The following is a 17901-nucleotide window of genomic DNA, read 5'->3' as shown; positions in this document are numbered from 1 at the left end:
CTCTATGATTTATATTATTTAATTAATATTTACTTTTTGTTAAAAAAATGTTATAATATAAAAAAATATATAAAATTTACATCTAAGGAGGATTTTATGGACTTTAAACAATTAGAAACTTTTATTACCATTGTAAAAACAAAATCTTTTACAAAAACCGCTGATGTTTTATACATAACTCAGCCGTCTGTAACAAATCATATACAAGCACTTGAATCAGAGCTAAATACTTCGCTTTTTGTAAGAACAAGAAGAAGTGTTACTCTTACACAAGCTGGAAGTATAGTATATAAACATGCTCTTAATATACTTGCTTCTTATGATGAAATTATAAGAGATTTGGACATATATTCTCAAAATTTAAAAGGAACTTTGAATATCTGTGTTTCTTCAGTTCCCAGAAAGATTATCTTGCCAAATTTGATTGAAAAATTTTCAAAGTTATTTCCAGATATATCATTCAATATCAGTAATGACGATTCAAGAACTGTAATTGATAGTATTTTAGTAGGAGAGACAGACTTTGGAATTGTAGGATTAAAAATCTCTAATCCAAAATTGATTTACACTCAAATTATGGATGATCATATTGTGTATGTAGTTAATAAAGATGCTTATCCTGATTTAAAAAATTATTCAGTCATTAATATAGAAGATTTGAGTAACGATAAAATTATATTGAGAGAAATAGGCTCTGGAACTAGACAGATAGTAGAAGATGAATTAAAAAGAAATAATTCTTTAAATGTCATCTCTAATAGCGTTGCTACTATTCATGATACCAATACTATTTTAGACCTTATAACTAAAGGTGTTGGTAGTGGATTTATATCTCAAAGAATGTTAAATCTATCCGATTTTAAGGATAAGGTTAAGATTTTAAATATAAAGAATCTTTATTTAAACAGAAAATTTTATTTTGTTTACAATAAAAATTTACAATTTTCCAATATTAATAAAATATTTAAAGATTTTATGATAGATGAAATTAACGAGTTAAAAAAAGGACTAGACATAAATTCAATATAATGAAAAAATCTCTATGTATTACATGGAGATTTTTTACATTGATCAATTAATTTGTTTTATTTTTAAGAATTCTGTATATGTCAGCTCACTGCTGATTGAATTTATCCATTGAAAAGTAACGACCTCTCTTCTATTTTTTAAACTAGTTGTAAAAATAGGTAGTGTCCCTATTTCTTGATTTTTTATTTCATACATTGAGATATCATCAGCAGTTAAAATCACAATCATACTCTCATCCGGAGAGACGAAATAATCAAGTACATTTTGTACTTTTTCCTTAACTTTCAATTTTGAAATTTTACTGGATTTATTAGAGAAAATGTCAACATTTGGAATCAAATCTAAATCAATCTCACTTGAAACAAAATTATCACGAGAATAATTACTTAATATTCCTTTAAAAATCCAATTAAAATTATTTCTCTTAACTCCAAAATTTTTCATATCATATATATTGATATTTTCACTTGAATATCCAAGTTTTCTTATATTATTGAAATATGCTTTTTCCCCTTTATCTCCTGCAATATCTTTAATAGACATTTGGTTCTCATCTGATAATTCTCCAATTTTATAAATAGAATAATTTTTTTTGTTAGTTTCTGCATTATAAGACTCAAGACTAATATAATTTTTACTCAAAAAATTTATAGTGGAATTCTTTACATCAAAATTAACTTTATTTGAATTATTTATATAATCATTAGTCATATAAATATTGTCTCCAATTGAATTAACAAGGAAAAATTTATTTTTATTATTTACTAAAAGCCCCTCTATTTTATTTACTGTCGGCTTTTCATCACCATTTTTTCTAATTAAAAATGTTTCATAATCAATATCTTTTGTTCCTACACTTTTTACTCCTATTAAAAATGATGTATCTTTTGAGTTTTTAAAGTTCTCATTCAAATTTAATTCTCCAATTAAATTTTCATCAACATTATCAGAAATTTTTTCAAAAATATAATATTTTTTATTATGAATTGTAGCTATTTTATTTTTATCTAAAACTATAAATTCCTTATAAAAATTCCTCTCATCTCTTATAGAAACTACAATAACTTCATCAGAATCAATACTAATCTTATCAGTTATAACTCCATTATATAACAAATAGTTTTTAAAATTAACCTGTCTAAATTTGAATTTAGGATTGGATGTCCCAGTCTTTTCAAAATAAACAAATTTTTCACTAATATACAATTTATCATCTGAACTTTTTGCCTCACTACCATCACTTAATGAAGTTACAGAAGTTAATTTCCATGTTCCAGAAACTAGCAGAGAATTCGTTTTAGGTTCTGAAATCATAGAATTTATATCTGTATATCTAAAAAAATTACCTCTTAAAACAAAAAACAGCAAAATTATTAAACCTATCAAACTTATCCCAATACTACTAAATATTAATTTTTTATGCCTCATTTTGAATGTCTCCCTTTTCAAGTGGTAACTCTACTCTAACTACTGTTCCTTTTTCTAAAACACTTCTTATAATTAGATTACCATTATGAGCTTTCACAATTTCTTCACAAATAGACAATCCAAGACCTGTATGTGAATTACTGTTATTTCCCTTATAAAATTTACCAGTAACCAAAGAAATTTCATCTTCAGAAATTCCACAACCATTATCTATAACTTCAATAATAGCTTTATCCTCTTCAATTTTTATATCAGTTAAAACAACTCCACCTTCGTCCGTGAATTTTAAAGCATTGTCCAAAATATTGATGAAAACTTGTTTAATCCTGTCTCTATCTGCCATTACCATAACTCTTTTAGTTTCATCATAATTTAAAATCATATCTATTTTTTTAGAACTTGATTTTGGCATTAATTGTTTATTTATAAAAATTCCAAGTTCATTAAGATCAAATAGTTCCTTATTCATTATGAGTCTTCCACTGCTAATTTCTGAAAAATCTAAAAGTTCAGTAACCATATTCCCCAATCTGTCACTTTCTTTTTCAATAATACTTAACCCATCCTCTAAAAGCTTATTACTTTTAGCTTCCGGTTGTAAAGTAAAAGCCCATCCTTTTATTACAGTAAGTGGTGTCCTTAATTCATGAGAAACACTGGAAATAAAATCCTTCTTTAATTGTTCTTTTTTTACCAAATTTTCACTCATCAAATTCATTGTACTACCAAGCTTAGAAATTTCGTAATCTCCGACTTCATCAGCTTTTTCGTTTAACTGCCCATCAGCCAATTTTAAAGCAACATTTGTAAGCTTTTCTATAGGATTAACAATCTTAGTACTCATAAAAATACTTATACTCACTCCTATAATTATTACAAAAAAGCCAAAAAGGAAAAATACAAGATATCTTTGTGCAATCATACTATCTATATTTTCCATAGATATAATAAATCTTGCAATTCCAACTTGTTCATTACCATTATTAAGAGGAATTGATACAGCTAGTTCATTTTTATTTGAAATAGAATTTTTATATATATTTGATCCATTACTTCCATTTTTAGCTGAAATAACATCACTTGTAGATAAAATGCTTCCTACTTGATTTCCATTTACGGTATCTAATAATACTTTTCCTGAATTATTTAAAATTTGTACTTGTGCATTTACTTCACTATAAAATTCTTCAATATCGTCTAAAACAAGTTCTGATAAACTTGAATTGGCTAAATGAATTTCATAAAGTTTTGCACTATACTTAGCCTGACTTTGAATTATTCCGGTAACTCCTGAATAGTAATAATTTTTTATTGTAAATATCAAAAAAATTTCAAAGAAAATAACTATTAAAACAATAACCATAAAAAACTGTGTCATTATTCTAGTTCTTAAAGACTTTTTCAACATGAAATCTTTGATATTATTAAAATTTTCAACTAATTTGTCATATTTTAGTTTGAATTCCATCTATATCCGGTCCCCCAAACTGTTTCAATATACTTTGGTTTACTTGAATTATCCTCAATTTTTGCTCTAAGTCGTCTTATATTGACATCTACTATTTTTATATCTCCTTCAAATTCTTCACCCCATGTCATATTCAAAAGTTCGTTTCTGGAAAATGCTTTTCCAGGATTAGACATAAAAATAGTGATAATAGTAAGCTCAGTCGGTGTAAGTTCAATTTCTTTTCCATCTTTATAAAAACTTTTAGAGTATAAATCCAACCTAAAAGGATATATATTTATCAAATCACTACTATTTTGAATTGAATCAAGACGTCTAATTAAAGATTTTATTCTTAAAATAAGTTCTACCGGATTAAACGGTTTACTTAAATAATCATCCGTTCCGCTTTCAAGACCGTTAATTCTATCAACATCTTGAGTTTTTGCAGTTAGCATTATTATTCCAATCTTGGGAAGTTTTTCTCTAAGAATTTTACAAACTTCAAAACCATCTATTCCCGGCAACATAACATCCAAAATAACAACTTGTGGATTATATTTTAAAGCAAGCTCTACACCAATTTCTCCACTTTCTGCTTCTAAAACTTCAAAACCTTCTCTTTCAAGATTTATTTTTGTAAACAATCTTATATTTTCTTCATCTTCAACCAGTAATATTTTACTCATTATTTCCTCCTTAAAACTAAATAAATAGACTACTAATAGTATATATTAAATTACAACAAGTTTCAATAATAAACTTTATAATAAATATAAAAAAATTGGGAAGTATTATACTCCCCAATTTATATTATCAATTAATTTTTCTTTTGACTATTTAACTAAACTATTTCATCAACCAATTCATTTAAGTTGATAAATTTTTCGCTTTCCAAACCCTTATCAAGTTTATTAACTTTCTTAATATTTACAGCTGTTACTTTATATTCAGCTGTTTTTGTTATTGGATCATAATGTGCACTTGTCAATTGATTTACGGGTGTTTCAGCAAAGTGGAATGTCATATAAATTAATCCCGGTTTTACTTTTTCAGTAATCTTAGCTCTACCAACTACACTACCTCTTCTAGAAGTAACTCTCATAAAGTCTCCATCTTCTATGCCATATTTTTGAGCATCTTCTTCACAAATTTCTATTAATTCGTGTGGAAGAATTCCATCAAGAGCATCTGAATATCTTGTCATTACATTATAATGATACAAAGTTCTTCCCGTTGATAAAATTATTGGATATTCTTCATTTTCTAATTCCTTTGGTCCCTCATACTCAACAGGTACCATAAGAGCTTTATCGCCTCTTGTAAATTTACCTTCATGAAGATATTTTGTTCCCGGATGTTCTGCTGTAGGACATGGCCACTGAACTCCATTTAATTTATCAATCTTATCATAAGTAATTCCTCTATAAGTTGGCATACATTTTCTTATTTCATCGAAAACATCTTCTGATGTTTCCCAATCAAAGCCTTTACCGCCAAGTCTTTTAGAAACATCTGCCAATATAGCCCAATCCAATCTTGCTTGTCCAGGCGCTTCGACAGCTTTTCTAACTCTTTGAACTCTTCTTTCAGATGCCGTAAATGTACCATCTTTTTCTGCATAACAAGTAGCAGGTAAAACAACATCTGCAAGTTTTGCAGTTTCAGTTAAATTAATATCTTGAACTACTAAGAAATCTAAATTACTTAAAGCATGTTTAACATGATTTGCATCTGGGTCTGAAAGTACGGGATCTTCTCCCATAATATACATAGCTTTTACTGAACCTTCTGCAGCTCCATCAAGCATTTCCGGAATTCTAAGTCCCATTTTTCTATTTAGTTTACAATCCCAATGTTGTTCAAAAAGTTTAACATTTTCTTCTTCCAATACTTTATGATAACCAGGGAAATAATTTGGTAATGCAGCCATATCACAAGCTCCTTGAACGTTATTTTGTCCACGAAGCGGATTAATACCGCCACCTTCAATACCTATATTTCCACATAGCAAAGCTAAATTAGAAAGATTCATTACATTTGAAGTACCTGTTGTATGCTCAGTAATACCTAAAGTATAGAATATACCTGCTCTTTCAGCTGAAGCATACATTCTCGCAGCTTTGTAAATTTTTTCAACAGGGACTGTAGTAATTTTACTAACAAGTTCTGGAGTATATTTTGATACAAGCTCCTTAACATCTTCAAATCTTTCCACTTTATTTTCAACATATTCTTTATCATACAATCCTTCTGTAATTATTATATTCATAATACCGTCTATCAGGGCGGCATCAGTTCCAGATTTTAATGAAAGATGTAAATCGGCTTCTCTTGCAATTTCAGTTTTTCTAGGATCCACTACTATTAATTTTTTCCCTTGTCTATGAGCTTGTTGCATTTTATTACCAATTATTGGATGTGCTTCTGTTGTATTTGAACCTATTACAAACATTAAATCTGTTTTAAAAACTTCATTAACAGAGTTTGTCATAGCTCCTGAACCTAATGTTGTTGCAAGACCTGCAACTGTAGGAGCATGTCAGGTTCTAGCACAGTGGTCAACATTGTTTGTACCAATAGCAACACGCATCATTTTTTGAAAAGCAAAGTTATCTTCATTACAAGTTCTTGCTGAACTTAAACCTGCAATTGAATCTGGTCCAAAATTTTCTTTAGTTTCTTTTAATTTAGAAACAACCAAATCTAATACTTCTTCCCAAGTAGCTTTTTCAAATACACCATTTTTCTTAATCAATGGCTCTGTAAGTCTACCCGGACTGTTAATTAAATCAGCATGGAAACGTCCTTTTACACAAAGTTGAGTTCCATTAATTGGAGAATCTTCATTTGGTGTAACACCAATAACTTTTCCCGTTTTAACATTTACATTTAAATCAAAATTACAACCTGTACCACAGAAAGGACAAGTTGTTCTAACTTTTTTAACTTCCCAAGGTCTAGTTCCCATTAATTGTTTATTGAGTAAGGCACCTGTTGGACATACGCTTATACATTGTCCGCAGAATCTACAATTATCAGTACTTAAATCTAAATTCTTATGAGTACCGATATGAGCTTCAAAACCTCTATCTACAAAGTCAATAGCCCCTGTAACTTGAACATCTTGACAAACTCTAACACATTTACCACATAAGATACATTTATTTTGATCTCTAATCATAACCGGATTGTTATCATCAATTTTATGATTTTGAACTTCACCAATCCAAGTACCTTTTTTCATTCCATATCTATAACAATATTCTTGTAATTTACAGTTACCAACCATATCACAAGTTAAACAATCACTTGGGTGATTAGAGAACAATAAATCTAAAATATTTCTTCTTATTTTTGTTAATTTGTCACTTTCAGTATTTACAACCATACCTTCTTTTACAAGTGTGGAGCATGCAGTTTCTAACTTTCTACTTCCTTCTATTTCAACAACACACATTCTACATCCAGCAAAGGCGGTAAGGCTTTTTTCATAACATAAGTTTGGAATATCAATTCCAACTTTCTTAGCGGCTTCAATGATAGTAGTTCCCTTTTCAACACTAACATTTTTGCCATTTATAGTTAAATTAATCATATTAGCCATAATAAACCTCCGGAACCTATCTTCTAATTATAGCATTAACTGGACATGCAGCTTCACAAGATCCACATTTAATACATTTAGATGGGTCAATAACATGTAATTCCTTTTGAACTCCGGTAATACAATCAACCGGACAAGCTTTAGCACATTTAGTACATCCAACGCACTTATCTGTAATAAAGAACTCAAGAAGTGATTGACAAACACCTGCCGGACACTTCTTATCATAAATATGAGCTTCATATTCATTTCTGAAATAATGAAGTGTACTAACAACAGGATTTGCTGCAGTTTGTCCAAGACCACAAAGAGATGCAACAGTAATAGTTTCTGAAAGATCTTCCAATCTTTCAATATCACCATCTTCACCTTTACCGGCAGTTATTTTTTCCAATAGTTCCAACATTCTCTTTGTACCCTCTCTACAAGGAACACATTTACCACAAGATTCTTCAACAGTAAAGTCTAAGAAAAATCTTGCAATATCAACCATACAGTCAGTCTCATCCATAACAACCATACCACCTGAACCCATAATAGATCCAATTCTAGCAAGAGAACCAAAATCTACAGGAGTATCAAAATAATCAGTAGGAATACATCCACCTGATGGGCCACCTGTTTGAACGGCTTTTACTTTTTTATCATTGCCGGTACCACCACCAATATCATATACTATTTCATTAATAGTAGTACCCATTGGAACTTCAACAAGTCCAGCATTTGCAACCTTTCCTACAAGAGCAAATACTTTAGTTCCAGAACTATCTTCAGTACCAATAGATCTATACCAATCTGATCCTTTATACATAATTTGAGGAACATTTGCAAAAGTTTCAACATTATTTAAAACTGTAGGCTTTTGAAAAAGTCCTTTAACAGTTGTTCTATAAACTTTAGTTCTTGGCATACCACGCTTACCTTCAATAGATTCTATAAGAGCAGTACCTTCTCCACAAACAAATGCTCCTGCACCAAGTCTTAATTCAACATGAAAACTAAAATCTGTTCCCATAATATTATCACCTAAAAGATTTTCATCTTCTGCTTTTTTAATTGCTTCTCTTAGGTTTATGACAGCCTTAGGATATTCAGCTCTAACATAAATAAATCCTCTATCAGCACCTATTGCATATCCACAGATTGCCATTCCTTCCAACACAGAATGTGGATCTCCTTCAAGTATAGATCTATCCATAAACGCACCTGGGTCTCCCTCATCTGCATTACATACAACATACTTTTGTCCGGGTGGTTGTTGCATAGCACCTTCCCATTTTCTACCTGTTGGAAATCCGGCACCTCCACGCCCTCTAAGTCCTGAATTTTTCATTTCATTAACTACTTCTTCAGGAGTGTAACTACTAATAACTTTAGCTAAGGCATAGTAACCTCCTAAAGCTACGTATTCCTTAACACTATGTTCATCAACAATACCAAAATTTTTCAATGCAATTCTGGTTTGTTTTTCAAAAAACTCTCCTTTTAGACGAATACCATTTTCGTCAATTATGTACTTATCAGGTTCTTGCTTTAACCTTTCAATTAATAGAGGATAGTTTTCTTCTTTGATAGAATCCAGTATTCTAATATCAACTTCAGTCTTTATCATAAAATCACCCCTATTTATATTTTCTCATTATTCTTCTGATATCCGCTTTTTTTATATGAGCATAGACATCCTCATTTATTGTAACAACAGGTGCCAAATTACATTCGCCTATACAACGAGTTTGAGCAACCGAAAATTTTAAATCTTCACTGGTTCCTCCAACTTCTACACCTATTCTATCACAAAACTCATTCAAAATCTCTTGAGCTCCTTTTACATAGCAAGCAGTTCCCATACAAACGGAAACTTGATACTTACCCTTAGGAATAAATGAAAATTGTGAATAAAAAGTCGCAACACCAAAGACTTTAGCAGGAAATATTTTCATTCTTTTAGCTATCAAATCCATTATTTCTTCCGGCAGATATCCAAAAATACTTTGTGCTTCTTGTAAAACCGGCATCAAAGCTCCTGGAATGTCTTTTTTCTTATCAATAAATTCACAAAGCTCATCTATTTTGTCTTGATTTTCTTCAACATTAAAAACAAAAGCCATAATTTGCCTCCTTTTATAAAGTTTTAGAAAAACCTCATACAATTATATAGCAAAAAATAAATAGTATATATTTTAAAACACTAATATTAAATTGTACCCTATAAAAAATATCAATATGTACTCATTTTAGTATATAACTAGTATGCAGTTGTTCTATCTAAAATATAGCGAAAAACTCTGCTATACTATACTTAAAGTATAGCAAAAACCACAAAATTTTTCAAGCATTTTAGCTTTTAAGCGTTAAAAATTTTGATATATTTTTCAAAAAAATATTTTATCCAATACCTAATTTTGCCAAATAAATTAACAATGTTATTTATCATTTTTGTTCGATTTTAGTTTGCTTACTAAATTAATTGTAAGAATATTTATCCTAAAAAAATCTCTTAAAAGAGATTTTTCAAAAAATAGCTTTATTTCCATTAAATTGTATAAAATTCTCTTAAATCTTGCTTAAAAAATAAAGTTAAACATTCCATAGCTTGTTTTTCATCATCTCCAGTTATTTCTATTTCCATTTCTTCGCCATTTGCCACTTGCATTGATAAAATACTCAAAATACTCTTTCCGTTATATCTGTTATTATCCTTAATCAATATTATATCAGAATCAAATTTTACTGAATTCCTCAAAAACATAGAAGCTACTCTGGCATTAAGTCCAATTTCAGACTTAACTACAACCTTTTCCTTTAACATAATTACCTCCTTTATTTTCACTGCTTTTCCTAAATTATATCAAAAAAATACATAAAAGTCCATATAAAAAATAACATCTTAAATTATTTTAATGATATTATACCAATATATTAAATAATGTTTTCATTATTATAGATAAAAAGGTTCAGTAACTAAAGTTGGAGAGTAAAAAATCCTCAGCCTTTTAATTTGTAAAAAAAAACCGATTAATTAAAAAATCAATCAGTTTTTATATTTAAACTATATATTTTTCCCTTCTTCAATTTTCCCGGATACCATAGTATAAATTTTATCTGCATATTCAAGACATGCAAGATCATGAGTAACAAGTATAATTGTTGTATTATTTTTTTTATTTATTTCTTTTAAAATTTCCAGAACTTCTTTTGTATTTTCTACGTCTAAATCTGAAGTTGGTTCATCTGCAAGAATTATTTTAGGATAATTCATCAAAGCTCTTGCAATTGTAACTCTTCTTAATTCTCCTCCTGATAACTCTCTAGGATATGAACTTTCCAAATGTTCTATTCCCAGTTCTTTTAAAAGATATTTTCCCCGTCCAACTGCATCTCCTTCTCTTTTACTTAAAAAGAAAGGTAAACAAACATTGTCAAGAACATTTAAAGTAGATAATACTACAGTAGATTGTGGAATAAATCCCATTGAATCGTTTCTTATAAAAGATTTTTCATCATCTGAAAGAGCACTGATTTCTTCATTATCAAGAAATATTTTTCCACTTGTAGGACTTAATATTCCTGAAATTATATTTAAAAGAGTTGATTTTCCACTTCCAGATTTCCCAATTATAGCTATAAACTCTCCATCTTCCACTTCTAAATTAACATTGTCTACCGCATTAAATTCTTTTGCCCTAACATATGTTTTAAATAATTGTTCAATTTTTAACATCCTAATCATTCTCCCTCATTGTTAAATAAGCATCTGTTTTACTAATCTTTCTAGTAGCATTTAGAGACGATAAACATCCTACCATAGTTCCAACGAATAAACTAAATATAGACACTAAAACCAAATTCAGCATTGAAGGGGTCAAAAATGGTAAATTTAGCCTTTTTTGAATAATTGGTATTATCGAAAACACGGATATAATTCCAACAATTATTCCAAGAATTGAACCATAAAATCCTATATACAAAGACTCATACATAATTATTTTTGATAATTTTTTCTTAGAAGCACCTAAAACTCTAAGAATACTGAGCTCTTTCTTTCTTTCATTAACTATAACAGAAAATACAACCGCCAAAAGAATCATTGACATTAACCAAATAACTGCTATTGAAATATAAATATAACTTGAAATGACTTTTAAATTTGAAGATACTTCATTCACGAATTTTTTACTGAACATAGCAAAAATTCCATCTTTAGCATATTCTTTCATAATCTTATTCGATACTTCTGAAGCACTATAGTTCGGCTTTAATTTCAATAAAATTGTAGAAATTTTTTCTCCTTCTGATGCAGGATTTTTTTGTATCCTTTCACTAGCTCTTGCAAGTCTCCTAGCAGTTTTCATGTTAACAAAAACAGTGGCATCAAACCCCATTCCTGTTTGTTCAAGTTTTCCAACTATATCAAGTTCTTCTTCAAAAAATTTAACCTTTGAATTTTTTTCTCCTACAATATGGTTACCAACAATAACCTCACCATCTTTTAACTCTCTTTTAAGAGTTTTTTGCAACCAAGGTTTAATCAAAAAATCTGAATCATAATCTATCCCTATAATTTGCACCGGATATGAACAACAAGATGCAGAAAGAGTTGCTACATAAAGCTGTGGTGTTGCCGACTCTATTCCCTCAATCTTTTTAATTTTTTCTAATGTATCATTTGGAAGATAAAATTCACTTGGCTCCCCTTTTAATAAAACACTTTCAATGTTTGCCTTATAGCCTTCGGGAACAATTATAATATCTGCACCAAGTCTATTGGAAAGATTATTCACCCCTCCTGAGATACTTGATGATAAAATGGTTCCGCAGAATAAAAATAAAACAAAAATAGCAATTATACTAATTAATGAAATACTTCTAAGTGGTTTTTTTCTAATATTTTCTTTTGCTAAGAACTTAATGTCGATTTTTCTATTACTCATTTTTTAACTCTCTTTTACCTATATTAATTTTCTCTTTTTATAAAAATATAAATCAAATACATAATTGAAATAATAGATACTGCAATTCCTAAAATGGAAACTATTGTAAATGTATGATGTTTTATACACTCCATAGTATCTTTCATACAATATCCCATAAATCTTGGTGCTCCATCTTTCCCCATTCCGACGGAAATTTTTATAATTTTATTTGGTATTAAATGAACACAAACTCCTGCAATTATATTAATAACACTTAAAACAATATTAACAATTTTATTGTTTACGAAGATAGAAATTAATGAGGTTATAACAATCCCAATTCCAACATAAGTAGCAAACAGTCCACTATAATAACAACTCATTCTCATTCCATTTGCCATTGCAGGACAAACCGGAGCGATTATAAAAGGAGTTAAAGCTAAAACCACTCCTAATAATAAAACTATAAAATTTATAAACTTTTTCTTTAAAATTTCCATAAAAATCCTCCTTAAATTTTTTTACTTATTCAAGGCATCTTTTACTGCACTTTTAAATCTCTTATATGAAATAGTGGCTCCGCTGACTGAATCAACTTTATCGATATCTTGAACCTCAACTAACTTTTTTGCATATCCTTCACTATTTTTTACAGCTTTTTGAGCTTGTTTATAGTTAAAATCAGCATCATCTTTGCCATAGTTTTCATCTTTTATCTTATTATTTTTATTATCTCTTTCTTCTCTTACACAATCTACAATCTTTTTATCTTTTATAGTTATTACAACTTTAACAGTCGCACTTTCATCTTTATAGTATCCTTCAAATACTCCATCTTTTAGTTCTTTTTTAGAACTACAAGCTGTAACAAACATGGTAGATAAAATTAAAATAACAAAAAATTTAAATTTTTTTCTTTTCATAAACACCACCGAATACATTTTAACATCAATAATCTATATTGTCAATAATTTATCATCTATAATTTTGCCATAATCTAAAGTTATTTTTCTCATTGCTTCATCTCCAACTTCTGGATCATGAGTAACAACAATTATAGTAGCGCCTTCTTTATGAAGTTGCTTTAAAATCTCTATAACCATAATTTCATTAGCTTCATCTAAGTTTCCCGTTGGCTCATCAGCTAATATAATCTCCGGATTATTTATCAGTGCTCTTGCTATACAAACTCTTTGTTGTTCTCCACCCGATAATTGACTTGGCAAATGCTTAGCTCTGTCTCCAAGACCTACTTTTTTAAGTGCTTCCAGTGCTTCCTTTTCATCAATCATACTGTGATAATATTGAGCAACCATGACATTTTCAAGAGCGGTTAAGTAACTTATCAAATGAAATTGTTGAAAAATAAGTCCAATTTTTTCTCTTCTTATATTTGTAAGATTTTTTTGACTTTCTTTAGAAATATCAACACCGTCAATTAAAACTTGTCCATTAGATGGTCTATCCATACAACCTATAATATTCATCATAGTTGTTTTTCCCGATCCGGATGAGCCCATTATAGCAATCCAATCACCTTTTTTCACTTTTAAATTTATATTGCTAAGTGCATTAACTGATTCATAAATCTTAGAGACATCCCTAAGTTCTAATATTACTTTATCATTATCCATAGTCTATTCTCCTTTTAATACTAAAGCAGGATCAATTTCAACAGCTTTTCTAACAGGTAATATACAACCTGCAGTAGTTACTAATACTGAAATAATAGCAATTACAGGAATCAATAAATATTGGAAGGTAATTGTCCTACCGAAAACACTAAGGCTTACTCTTTGAGCAAATACAAATCCAAACCCAACTCCAATAAGTCCTCCTATCAATCCAAGCAATACACTCTCTCCGATAAAATCCATTATAATTTCTTTATTATGAGCTCCAAGTGCTTTCTTCAATCCTATCTCTTTTCTTCTTTCAGCAATTATTGCCATCATAGTTGTAGAAACGGATATGGTTGTTAAAACTAAAATTACAATGTTTACTAACAATATAAGTGCTGTCAATTTATTTAAAACAGTATCCTGAGATTGAGTAACTCTCTTTACAGGTGAGCCAATAACATTTGGTAATTTAGCATTTAGATCTTTTGCCAAGCTATCTAATTCATTGTGATTTGCTTCTATACTACATTCAATAGAATCAATTTTCGTAGTATCTTCTACAATCTCATTGAGTTTATCCAAACTTAAAAATATAAAAGATTCTTCTTTACCGCCTGTAGTTACAATACCTTTTACAGTCAAAGTTACGTCATAAAAATCATCACCTGTATCTTTATTTTTACTTTTTTCCGCAGAATCATTTACATCTGATGCAACAGCACTTTTTCCGTGTTTCACTCCTCCAACTTTAAATTTATCTCCTACAGAAAGTCCTAAAGTATTGGCTATTTCTTTCCCAACCATAACTTCATTTGAATCAGTATTAGTAGCCCATTCTCCTTCAATATACCAAAAAGGACTATTTTTTTTAGCCCCTTCCATATCAGTTCCTGCAAGAATATACGGCTTTTGATTTATTTTTGTTGTTTCATATCTATATGGAGCTATTCCCACAACATTTTTATTCTTTATAAGTTCTTTAAATTTATTATATTCCTCTTCACTAATCTTCCCTTCATTAGGAAGGCATATAAAGTTGGCACCATAAGATCTAAATTCCTTTCCCAACTGTCTGGGAATATCAAAATATATGGTAATAAGCCCGGACATAATTGTAGCTCCAATTATAACTGCCAAAAGAGCTACTACCATTCTAGACTTTCTTCTAATGAAAGAACTTAAAATCATTTTTAAATACATTTTTCTTTTAGTCATTTCAATCCTACCTTCCATGAAGAACTTCTGTCGGCTTAAGTTTGAATAAATAATGTATAGCTGGAATACTTCCTATTAAAGAAACTCCTATTACCAAAGCAATATCTATCGGAATAACCATAACAGCAGGTTCTATATATGAACCAAATACAGTAATACCAATAATTTGAGTAAATCCAAGTCCTATAAAGTACCCAATTATACCACCAAAAATTCCAGTTATGACTATTTCGGTCAATATAAGTAACATTATTCTTAAATTGGAACCTCCAATTGCTTTTATAAGTCCAATTTCTTGACTTTTTTCCATTACTGTTGCCGTAACAAGATTAGAAATTCCAAGTGCTGATCCTACTGAACCTAATGCCGTAATTAAAATCATAAGTAATTTTGTCTTATCTAAAATCCTTCCTTCTGATTCAGCAACTTGCCTTATAGGTTTTGCAACACTATCTTCAACAACCTCTTGAATTTGATAACAAATAGAACTTACATAAGCTGTACAATACCAAGTTTCATACTCTGTTGGTGTTAAACTGTTTGGATCCCTAGTTGCTTTTTTTGCCAATTCATTATCAGGAGTTGTAAGTGCAGAAACTTCAATATTTGAAATTTTACCTTCAACTTCATATAATTCCTGAGCAGTTTTTAAAGTAGAAAAAATATTTAAATCCTCATTCCCACCGGATTCGAATATCCCTTTGACATTATAGACTTTAGTATTTTTACCACTATTAACTTCTATTTTATCCCCAACTTTAATTCCGTTTTTTCCTGCAAATAAACTTCCGACCATAACACTATCATTATCGTCTTCATTTAACCATTCTCCATTAATCTTCCACCAATTTTTCAAATTTTTCATTCCGGTATCAATTTGTTCACCAGTTGATAAATCCATATGTTTAGCAAACCACGTACCAATAAATTTTGTCTTTTGATTATTAACTTTTGCAGTCTTTTCAAGATAAGGAGTAAAATCTACAATTGAAAATCCCCAAAATATTTGTTTAATTTTAGGCAAATCTTCTTCTTTCAAATACTTATCATTTGTTGCAGTTTCAGAATTTTCCAATTCATATAAATCAGAAATAAGTGAAGCATCCTTAGAAACCACATTTATATTTGCTCCATAAGTTTTAAGCTCTTTATTTACTTTATCTCCAACTCCAAGCATTACATTTAACATTCCTGTTGCAAGTGAAACACCAAGTGCAACAGTAAATGCTATCATAAACATCTTTTTTCGTTGTCTGATTAAAGTCCCAAAAACCATTCTCCAAAACATATCATTCACCTATTGGAAATCTTTCTTTTTCTTTATCTAAAACACTTTTATCAATTATTATCTTTGAGTTTTCAATTTTGTACTCAAAAGGTATAGGATTACATCCACCTTTAAATCCTATAGTTGCTTTGTTCATAACAACATCGCACCTTTTGCATACTATATCATTTTTTCTTTCAAAATATCCTGCTACACCACATATCTGACAAGCATCAAGTCCAACTCCATAAGATGTACTATTTGGCTTTTTAACTACTATAAATCTAATATTATGCCCATCTTTTTTATAAGAAAATCTATGTAAATGTCCATCATCAACATCAGATAAAGGAATTACAATATTATTTCCTTCTTCTTGATAAGGTTGAGCAGCTGTTAATTCAACAGGTTTTGTAAGTAAATAATTTAAGTAAGTTGTGGAAAATAACGTAACAAAAGATAAAAAAACTGCAAAATATGCCCATCTTCTATTTACGATTAGCCTCCATTTTTCTTTTCTTAAACTGGCCTTATTTTCAAATTTTCCCTTGACTTTTAAATTATTATAAACGAAGAATATTACTCCTATCAGTATTATTATAAAAGCAGCTCCTATAAAATACACTTCACTTTTGTCTTCAAAAATCATTAAATTAAAAACTTTTATTCCAAAAATATTACTTTTTTCAGTCAAAATAGGAGATATATTAAAATCTTTTTTCAAATATTCTTTAAGTCTAACAGTAGCAGTAATTCCTTTTAATCCATATTCCAAAAAAGTATTAACAAATATTGCAATAAACATTACAATGTATTGTTTTTTACTACATCTTATTAAAAACTTATAAAGAGCTAATATAAGCAAAACTCCAGTTAAAATTCCAAGAATATAGCCACTAACTCTAAATAAAGTAACTGTACTTACAGAATCTTCTCCAAATGCGATAAATTCCATTGCTTGAGTTAAAAGCTTTGGTATTATTAGATAAATCATACAGGAAATAGATATAAACATAAATAATAAATTCAAAGAAGTAAGTATTTTAGAAATTTTCTTATGATTTTTTACAAAAATACTCAAAAATAAAAAAATACTCATTAAAATAAAAATAAATAAACATAATGCAAATACATATCTATTCAATTTTGTAACTGTGTGTATCATTTCTTTTTTATTCTTCACTCTAAGTATATGTATGTATAAACCTAGAACTATTCCTATCAAAAGAACCGAAAATGAAATTATTTTATTTGTCAAAGACACATTTTCTTTTAAAAAAGACAATGCTAATGCAAAAAAGAAAGAAAATGTACATATAGCAAAAATTACATCAACATAAAATTTTCCCAAAATAAAAACCTCACTTCTAAAA

General features: G+C 29.1%; 16 protein-coding genes. 1 reads left to right on the top strand and 15 read right to left on the bottom strand.

Going from position 1 to position 17901, the window contains the following annotated elements:
* The first annotated feature begins 96 nt into the window (after window positions 1-96).
* The gene (locus VJI94_RS00870) at window positions 97-1029 is read left to right on the top strand and encodes a selenium metabolism-associated LysR family transcriptional regulator (protein ID WP_324007996.1); all 933 of its coding nucleotides are present in this window, start codon (window positions 97-99) and stop codon (window positions 1027-1029) included.
* A 42-nt stretch (window positions 1030-1071) separates the two neighbouring features.
* Here VJI94_RS00870 and VJI94_RS00865 read toward each other — a convergent pair whose 3' ends face one another.
* The 15 genes from VJI94_RS00865 to VJI94_RS00795 form a co-directional block, all read right to left on the bottom strand.
* Window positions 1072-2457, bottom strand: coding sequence for a hypothetical protein (locus VJI94_RS00865; protein ID WP_324007995.1), 1386 nt, complete (start codon window positions 2455-2457; stop codon window positions 1072-1074).
* Entirely contained in the window at window positions 2447-3925 is a 1479-nt protein-coding gene (locus VJI94_RS00860; protein ID WP_324007994.1) for a HAMP domain-containing sensor histidine kinase, read from the bottom strand. The genes VJI94_RS00865 and VJI94_RS00860 overlap by 11 nt, the downstream gene beginning before the upstream one ends.
* Window positions 3910-4593 (bottom strand): response regulator transcription factor, encoded by a 684-nt coding sequence (locus tag VJI94_RS00855; RefSeq protein WP_004833500.1) that lies wholly within the window; start codon window positions 4591-4593, stop codon window positions 3910-3912. The genes VJI94_RS00860 and VJI94_RS00855 overlap by 16 nt, the downstream gene beginning before the upstream one ends.
* Window positions 4594-4748: 155 nt before the next feature.
* A complete protein-coding gene (gene fdhF, locus VJI94_RS00850) occupies window positions 4749-7502 on the bottom strand; it encodes a formate dehydrogenase subunit alpha (RefSeq protein ID WP_324008163.1) in 2754 nt (917 codons plus the stop codon).
* 25 nt (window positions 7503-7527) lie between these two features.
* Window positions 7528-9123 carry an NADH-ubiquinone oxidoreductase-F iron-sulfur binding region domain-containing protein gene (locus VJI94_RS00845; protein ID WP_029948944.1) on the bottom strand — a complete coding sequence of 532 codons (1596 nt, stop codon included), beginning with the start codon at window positions 9121-9123 and terminating at the stop codon, window positions 7528-7530.
* Window positions 9124-9133: 10 nt separating this feature from the next.
* On the bottom strand, window positions 9134-9619 hold the full coding sequence (locus tag VJI94_RS00840) for a complex I 24 kDa subunit family protein (RefSeq protein WP_004833507.1): 486 nt from the start codon (window positions 9617-9619) through the stop codon (window positions 9134-9136).
* Between the two features lie 425 nt (window positions 9620-10044).
* A complete protein-coding gene (locus VJI94_RS00835; RefSeq protein WP_324007993.1) occupies window positions 10045-10320 on the bottom strand; it encodes an HPr family phosphocarrier protein in 276 nt (91 codons plus the stop codon).
* Between the two features lie 240 nt (window positions 10321-10560).
* Window positions 10561-11241: an ABC transporter ATP-binding protein gene (locus VJI94_RS00830; RefSeq protein WP_004833512.1), complete on the bottom strand. Its 681-nt coding sequence runs from the start codon at window positions 11239-11241 to the stop codon at window positions 10561-10563.
* Complete coding sequence (locus VJI94_RS00825; protein WP_118058761.1) at window positions 11234-12442, bottom strand: ABC transporter permease; 1209 nt, start codon at window positions 12440-12442, stop codon at window positions 11234-11236. Before VJI94_RS00825 ends, VJI94_RS00830 begins: the two co-directional genes overlap by 8 nt.
* 23 nt (window positions 12443-12465) lie before the next feature.
* Window positions 12466-12924 (bottom strand): DUF4418 family protein, encoded by a 459-nt coding sequence (locus VJI94_RS00820; protein ID WP_029948939.1) that lies wholly within the window; start codon window positions 12922-12924, stop codon window positions 12466-12468.
* Between the two features lie 21 nt (window positions 12925-12945).
* A complete protein-coding gene (locus VJI94_RS00815) occupies window positions 12946-13347 on the bottom strand; it encodes an FMN-binding protein (protein ID WP_029948938.1) in 402 nt (133 codons plus the stop codon).
* Between the two features lie 33 nt (window positions 13348-13380).
* Complete coding sequence (locus VJI94_RS00810) at window positions 13381-14058, bottom strand: ABC transporter ATP-binding protein (protein ID WP_004833518.1); 678 nt, start codon at window positions 14056-14058, stop codon at window positions 13381-13383.
* A 3-nt stretch (window positions 14059-14061) separates the two neighbouring features.
* Window positions 14062-15261: an ABC transporter permease gene (locus tag VJI94_RS00805; RefSeq protein WP_324007992.1), complete on the bottom strand. Its 1200-nt coding sequence runs from the start codon at window positions 15259-15261 to the stop codon at window positions 14062-14064.
* Between the two features lie 7 nt (window positions 15262-15268).
* Window positions 15269-16549, bottom strand: a complete 1281-nt coding sequence (locus tag VJI94_RS00800) for an ABC transporter permease (RefSeq protein ID WP_029948936.1) — start codon at window positions 16547-16549, stop codon at window positions 15269-15271.
* Window position 16550: 1 nt separating this feature from the next.
* Window positions 16551-17879, bottom strand: coding sequence for a Fe-S-containing protein (locus VJI94_RS00795; RefSeq protein WP_324007991.1), 1329 nt, complete (start codon window positions 17877-17879; stop codon window positions 16551-16553).
* Between the last annotated feature and the right edge of the window lie 22 nt (window positions 17880-17901).

The sequence above is a fragment of the Parvimonas sp. D9 genome (genome assembly GCF_035282565.1).
Classification (GTDB): Bacteria; Bacillota; Clostridia; order Tissierellales; family Peptoniphilaceae; genus Parvimonas; species Parvimonas micra.
This window is presented reverse-complemented; position numbering and strand designations above follow the sequence as displayed.